Annotated in this window: 3 protein-coding genes; 1 reads left to right on the top strand and 2 read right to left on the bottom strand. The window is 68.6% G+C overall.

Going from position 1 to position 6536, the window contains the following annotated elements; all coding sequences use genetic code 11:
- Window positions 1-15: 15 nt before the first annotated feature.
- Window positions 16-855, bottom strand: coding sequence for an arylamine N-acetyltransferase family protein (locus AC5P99_RS17455; RefSeq protein WP_076739652.1), 840 nt, complete (start codon window positions 853-855; stop codon window positions 16-18).
- Between the two features lie 202 nt (window positions 856-1057).
- On the opposite strand from AC5P99_RS17455, the gene AC5P99_RS17460 reads away from it, so the two are divergent.
- On the top strand, window positions 1058-3595 hold the full coding sequence (locus AC5P99_RS17460; protein WP_099605082.1) for a methyl-accepting chemotaxis protein: 2538 nt from the start codon (window positions 1058-1060) through the stop codon (window positions 3593-3595).
- A gap of 77 nt (window positions 3596-3672) precedes the next feature.
- Here AC5P99_RS17460 and AC5P99_RS17465 read toward each other — a convergent pair whose 3' ends face one another.
- Window positions 3673-6192, bottom strand: a complete 2520-nt coding sequence (locus AC5P99_RS17465; RefSeq protein WP_495213366.1) for a PepSY domain-containing protein — start codon at window positions 6190-6192, stop codon at window positions 3673-3675.
- Window positions 6193-6536: the final 344 nt, after the last annotated feature.

Consider the following 6536-nt stretch of genomic DNA (forward strand, 5'->3'; position numbering starts at 1 on the left):
AGCATGGGCTCGGCCCTACAAGGTCGCGGCGCGCGAGCGCTGCAGCCAGTCATTGATGGCCGGGTCCAGTCGCGGGTCGTCCGGTAGCTGCATGCCGAAGCGCTGTTGCAGCACGGCACGCACATCACCCACATCATGCAGCGGGCGCTTGTCCGGTGCCTGCCCGGGGCGATACTCGGTGTAGTTGCCGCTGCCGATGGTGCGGCGCCAGTCCGGCCCGGTCAGCGACGCGCGCAGCTGACCGGGGAAACTGGAATCGGGATGGGTGCACACGTACCAGTTGCCAACCACGTTGTCGATCGGCGCCGGCGCCTGCAGGTCGAACCGATACATCGCCCGCCAACCATCGTTGGACTCGGCCGACAGCACGAAATCACCCTCGTCGTGCAGGCGCTGCAGCAGATAGCGTTCGTGCGGCGTGGCCTGCGGCTGCGGATCATGCAGGCGCAGCGGCACGGTCGGGGTCAGGCTGCCGAAACCGGCATCCACCAGCCAATCGTCGCTGTCTACGTTCACGCGCAGCAGCAGGTGGGTGCGCGCGGTCAGTTCGCCGTCCTGGGCGGCCAGCAGTACCCGCGCGCTCAATGGCTGCGCATCGAAGCCCAATGCCTGCAGCAGCGCCAGCAACCCGCCATTGAGTTCGAAGCAGTAACCACCGCGGCGCTCGTCGAGCAGCTTGCGCTGCACGCTGTCCAGGTCGATCGGCACCGCATCGCGCAGCAGGCAGCTGAGGGTCTCGAAGGGCAGCAGTGCGTTGTGGCGCTGCTGCAGCAGGGTCAGGCCGGCCAGGGTCCGCGGTGGCGGTGCATCCAGCTGCAGGCGCTGCAGGTAGCGGGGGACATCGAGCGTCGTCATGGACACACCGGGCGGGGGAGGGATGTCCACTGTGCTCCCCCAACCGGGGTTGAGGTCAAGCGCGGTGGCCGTGTCATGCCTCCGTCGCCTGCACCCGGTACAAAGGCCGCGTCCACCAGCGATGGGGGGCGCAGACGAAGAAAGCGCTAAAGTTGTCCTGAGTCAGGCCGATACAGGTGCGTCTTTCCGCCTGGAGTCTGTCATGTCGGCCGTTGTCCCCCACCTCCGGTCCCTGCGCACGCGCCTTGCTGCGTTGCACTCGGCGTCCCCCGGGCTGCTGCGCTGGCTGCAGCCACATCGGCTCAGCGTGGCCAACAAGCTCAAGGCCACACTGTGGATCTGCGGCCTGGGCCTGGTGGCGATCGCTGCTGTCTACGCCTGGACTGGCCATGCCAACGCACTGGCTGCGCGCAGCCAGGCCAGCTACCAGCGCGGCAGCGATCTGGCTGCCAGCCTGTCCACGCGGGTGGCCGAAGCGCGTCGCCTGCAGACCCAGTATGCACGCAGTTTCGATGATGCCGACCGCGCGCGGCTGTTGGCCACGCAGAAGGCGTTGCAGACCGATCTGCAGGCGCTGCGCGCGATGCCGATGGATGCGGGCCGGCGCAAGGCCCTGCAGGCGCTGACCGAAGCCGCCGACGCGTTCTCGCAGGGTGTGGCCGCCCTGTTCGAACGGGTCGACGAGATGGGCCGTGGTGATGCCGGCCTCGCTGCGCAGCTGCAGCAGGCCGCCGACACCCTGCAGGCGCAGGTGGATGTGCAGCAGCGGCCCGCGCTGGCGCTGTCCCTGCAGAAGATGCGAAGGCAGGAGGCACTGCTGCTGCTCGACGGTGATTCCACCCACGCCGACCGCGCCAGCGAGGAGAAGCTGCCGTTCGACCTCGCGCTGGCGGGCCTGCCTGCGGATGTGCAGGACACCCTGCGCACCGGGATGGAGGCGTATCAGGCCGCACTGCTGGGGTATACCGCTGCCCGCGTCGGCCTGGATGTGGAAGCGCAGTCGCTGCTGGATACCGCCACGGGCGTAGCGCCGGCGCTGGCCGCATTCCAGCAGGCACAGGTGGCGGCGCTGGCCAGGGCGCAGGCACGCCAGCAGGCTGGCGCGCGCACCATGAGCGTGGTGTTCGCACTGACCCTGCTGCTGGTGGCCGGCGTGCTGATCACCAGCCTGGTGCTGGTGCTGCGTGCGGTGCGCCAGCCGATCCAGGACACCCTGCGTTTCGCCAGCGACATCGCCGACGACCGCCTCGACACCACCCTGCGCGTCTACAACGCCAACGATGAAATCGGCCAGCTGGCCCAGCGCCTGGTCGACATGCAGCAGCGCCTGCGCGCGCGCATCGAGACCGAGCGTGCGGTGGCCCGCGGCAACACCCGCGTGCGCCAGGCATTGGACAGCGCACAGGCCGGCTTGATGGTGATTGATGCCGAAGGCCTGGTGGCGTACGCCAATCCGGCGCTGCTGCAGCAGCTTGCACTCCGGCTTGAAGATCTGGTGGGGAGCGATGCGGTACGCCTGCATCCGGCACTGGCCAGCCTGGCTGGCGTGCGCCAGCGCGAGGAGCGCGAGATCGGTCATGCCGGCGTCCGCTACCAGTTGATCGCCAATGCCATCACCGACGAAGGGCATTTCCTCGGCGTGGCAGTGGAGTGGCGCAGCCGCGCGCTGGAAACGCTGCTGGAAACCGAAGTGGCAGCACTGGTCGACGCCGCCGCACATGGCGACCTGCACGGCCGCATCGCGCTGGAGGGAAAACAGGGCTTCGTGCGCACGTTGTCGACCAGCATCAACCGCCTGCTGGCGACCTTCGAGACCAACCTCGGCGATCTGCAGGCGCTTCTGGCGGCGCTGGCCCGTGGTGACCTCAGCGTGCGCATGGAAGGTGAGCTGCAGGGCGTGTTCGCACGCATGCGCGACGATGCCAACGCCACGGTCGCGCAACTGGGCCGCATCGTCACCCGCATCCAGCAGGCGACGTCCAGCCTCGACACCGGCGTTGGTGAGATCGTTGCCGGGCACCATGATCTGTCGCAGCGTACCGAACAGCAGGCGGCCAACCTGGAAGAGACGGCAGCGTCGATGCACGAGTTGACCGACACCGTTGGCCGCAATGCCGATGCCGCGGGCCGCGCAGATGCCCTGGTGCAGGGGGCGGCCGCGGTGGCCCAGCGCGGTGGCGAGGCCGTCGGCCAGGTGGTCGCGACCATGCATGGCATCAGCGAGGCCTCGCGGCGGATCGGCGACATCACCCAGCTGATCGATGGCATCGCTTTCCAGACCAACATCCTCGCGCTGAATGCCGCGGTGGAAGCCGCGCGCGCAGGTGAGCAGGGCCGCAGCTTCGCCGTGGTGGCTGCGGAAGTGCGCCTGCTGGCCCAGCGCAGTGCCGAAGCGGCCAAGCAGATCAAAGGACTGATCGAGGATTCGGTGGCGCGTGTTGGCCAGGGCAACCAGCAGGCCGAGCAGGCGGGCATCACGATGGGCGAGATCGTTGGCAGCGTGCAGCAGCTGGCCGAGCTGCTGGCCGGTATCCGCAGTGCATCGCAGGACCAGCATGCCGGCATCGCGCAGGTGAAGCAGACCATCGTGCAGATGGAAGCCAGCACCCAGCGCAACGCCAGCCTGGTGGAAGAGGCTGGTGCCTCCACCGCGCAGATGCAGGCGCAGGTACACGCGCTGACCGAAGCGGTGGGCGCGTTCCAGTTGCAGTCGATGCCACAGGCGCGCGCTGCGGCCTGATCGTGCTCCGGTAGTGCCGGCCGCTGGCCGGCACGCCCCTGATCATGCCGGCCGGCGGCCGGTACTGCCCTTGTGGCTCAATATACGTCGCGACGGTAGCGCCCGGTCTCCAGCAGCGTTTCCACTTCTTCATCACCCAGTGCTTCGCGCAGCACCTGGTCCACGCCTTCGGCCATGCCCAGCAGCGAACCGCAGACGTGGATGACCGCGCCACGCTGCATCCAGTCGCGCAGGGCATCGGCTGCTGCACGCAGGCGATCCTGCACATAGCCGCCCTCACCATCGCGCGAGAACGCCAGGTCCACCCGCGCGAGATGGCCATCGGCCTGCCACGCTTCGATCTCAGCGGCGAACAGGAAGTCGTGCGCGCGCTGGCGTTCGCCGAACAGCAGCCAGTGCCCGTGCTCACCTGCATGCGCGGCTTCGCGCAGCAGGCTGCGCAGGCCCGCGATGCCGGTGCCATTGCCGATCAGCACCATCGGCGCACCGCCAACGCGATGGAAACCGGGGTTGCGGTGCACGCGGGCCACGATGCTGGCACCGACCGGCGCATGCAGCGACAGCCAGCCCGAACCCAGGCCGGTGCGTCCGGTTTCGTCATGGACCAGCCGCACCACCAGCTCGACCGCACCTTCATCCGTACAGGATGCGATGGAATACTCGCGCCCCGGCAGCAGTGGCAGCCCTGCCAGCCACAGGCAGGCATCCTGCACCGCCAGCGCAGCATCGGCATCGGGCAGCTCGCGCTCGCTGGCCAGCGCCAACAGCGTGCGTGGCTGGCCGTCAGTCAGCAACGGCTGCTGGGGATCCAGCCCATGTGCCTTCAGCACTGCAGCGGCGTGCCGCGCGTTGTGGCGGGGCGCGATGTGCAGGATGTCGCCCGCCTGCCACTGCACATCGGCCGGTGGCGCAAGACGGATGCGCCAGATGGCGCCGCCCATGCTGCCTGGATTGAGGCGGTCACGGCCGAGCAGGCGCCACTCGTGCATCTGCGTCGCGGCCGGCAACACGCTGTCATCGGTGGCGATGCCGGTCAGCGCGCCGAGATGTTGCTGCCACTGGCGCAGCGCCGGTATCGCGGCGGCATCGACATCGATGCGCTCGAACAGCGCACGTGCGCCGTTGCCCAGCAGCCAGCCATCGAATTGGCGGCCAAAGCCGCAGTAATGCGGGTACTGGCGGTCACCCAGGGCGAGCAGGCCGAACTGCAGGCCCGACAGATCGGGCGCTTGTGCCAGCAGCCGCCGCGCAGCGCCCCGTGCCGCATCCGGCGGCTCGCCATCGCCGAAGGTGCTCAGCACGAACAATGCCTGCGCAGTGCGCGCGAGCTGCGTGGCATCGACCCGGGCCAATGGCAGTACCTGCACGCCATGGCCAGCGGCCTGCAGCTGCGCGGCGGCACGCCAGGCCAGCTGCTCGCCCAGCCCGCTCTGGCTGGCATGCACGACCAGCCAAGGTGCGTGGCCATCATCGGTGGCAACCGGCAGCGACCGGCGCAGCCCGCGCGCGGCACGCTGGCTGCGGCGGCGGTCCAGGTACAGCATCCAGCCGGTGATGAAGAACAGGCTCATGGCCAGACTGCTGAGCATCACCGCGACACGCCCGGGCATGCCGAAGTAGCTGCCCGAGTGCAATGCGAACACGCTGGTGGCCAGCTGCGCGCCGGCGCCCTGGCGCGCGTAGGGGCGCGAATCGAGGATTGCCCCGCTGGCCGGATCCAGCTGCAGCAGATCATGTGCACGGTCATGGTGGCCACCGCGCTGTGACGGATCGCCAGCCATCACCCGCACGTTGAGCGCCTGGCCAGGCTTTTCCGGCAGACGCAGGTCGATGTAGCCGGTGTGCACGCCGGGCAGGGCATACAGCGTGGCTTCGATGCGCTCCAGGCTCAGGGTGGCGCCGGTGGCGACCTTGTGCTTGGCGGCCGGTGCGACGCCCAGCAGCGTATTGGCGGCACTGCGATACCAGTCGAAGGACCACCACAGGCCGGTCAGCGCACTCATCAGGTAGATCAGCAGCACCCAGGTGCCGACCACCGAGTGCAGGCTCCACAGGAAGCCACGGCCGCTGCGTTTCCATTCCACCGCCAGCCAGCTGCGCCAGTGCCACCAGCGTCGAGGCCAGCGCAGGTAAAGACCGGACAGGGTGAAGAACAGCAGGGCGATGGCGCAGCTGCCGGTGATCCATTTGCCGCGCTCGCCGGCGGCGAGGTGGCGATGCAGGTCCTCGACGAAATCGAAGAACGCCTGCCCACGCAAGGCACTGAAGCGCTCGCCGCTGTACGGGTCGAAGTAGACCCAGTGTTCCTTGCCACCAGCGAAGCGTGCCACCGAGGGCCGCTGCCCGGTGGCGTCCACGCGCAGGCGCTGCAGGGGGCGATCACCGCCGGCCTGCAGCAGCGGCACCAGTTCGCTGAGTTCAAGCGGAAGCTGGCCGTCGGCAGGGTGCTCGGCGATTTCGGCGAAGCCGGGGTTGGCCGCGCGCAGCAGTTCGTCCTCGAAGGACAGCACGGCGCCGCTGAGGCCCATCACGGCCAATACGGCACCGGCGGTGATGCCCAGCAGCCAGTGCAGTTGGAACAGGACGTTCTTGAACATGGAAGGAGGAGGGCCTGGAAGGCTGCCGCCCGCATCCTGCGCAACAGCAAATGAGAATTAGTCGCGGAATTTTCCGTGGCGGACGGGCTACGGTCAAGGAGGGTTTTGTTGCAGGGCTTTGCAGCTCTGCACCCGCTACAAGCCGGAGCAACGTCAACGTCAAAAGCTGGCTTTCCGTGGGTTGGCGGGGTGGGTCCGGTTGAGGGGGACGCTGCAAGTCCCCCTCCGGGGCCCGGCCCAGCCGCTGGCGGCTGTGCGTTCGGGCGCTTGCGAAGCAGTGCTTCGCAAGCAAAGCGCCCTCACCCATGTAAGCTCGGTCGCCGCATCCATGCGGCTCACGCCCC

The sequence above is a fragment of the Stenotrophomonas sp. YJH_SMC_80 genome (assembly GCF_059372495.1).

What these genes read in the sequence shown, in the direction of transcription:
- AC5P99_RS17460 (WP_099605082.1), top strand. Translation starts at nt 1,058, where the DNA reads ATGTCGGCCGTTGTCCCCCACCTCCGGTCCCTGCGCACGCGCCTTGCT.
- AC5P99_RS17465 (WP_495213366.1), bottom strand. Translation starts at nt 6,192, where the DNA reads ATGTTCAAGAACGTCCTGTTCCAACTGCACTGGCTGCTGGGCATCACC.
- AC5P99_RS17455 (WP_076739652.1), bottom strand. Translation starts at nt 855, where the DNA reads ATGACGACGCTCGATGTCCCCCGCTACCTGCAGCGCCTGCAGCTGGAT.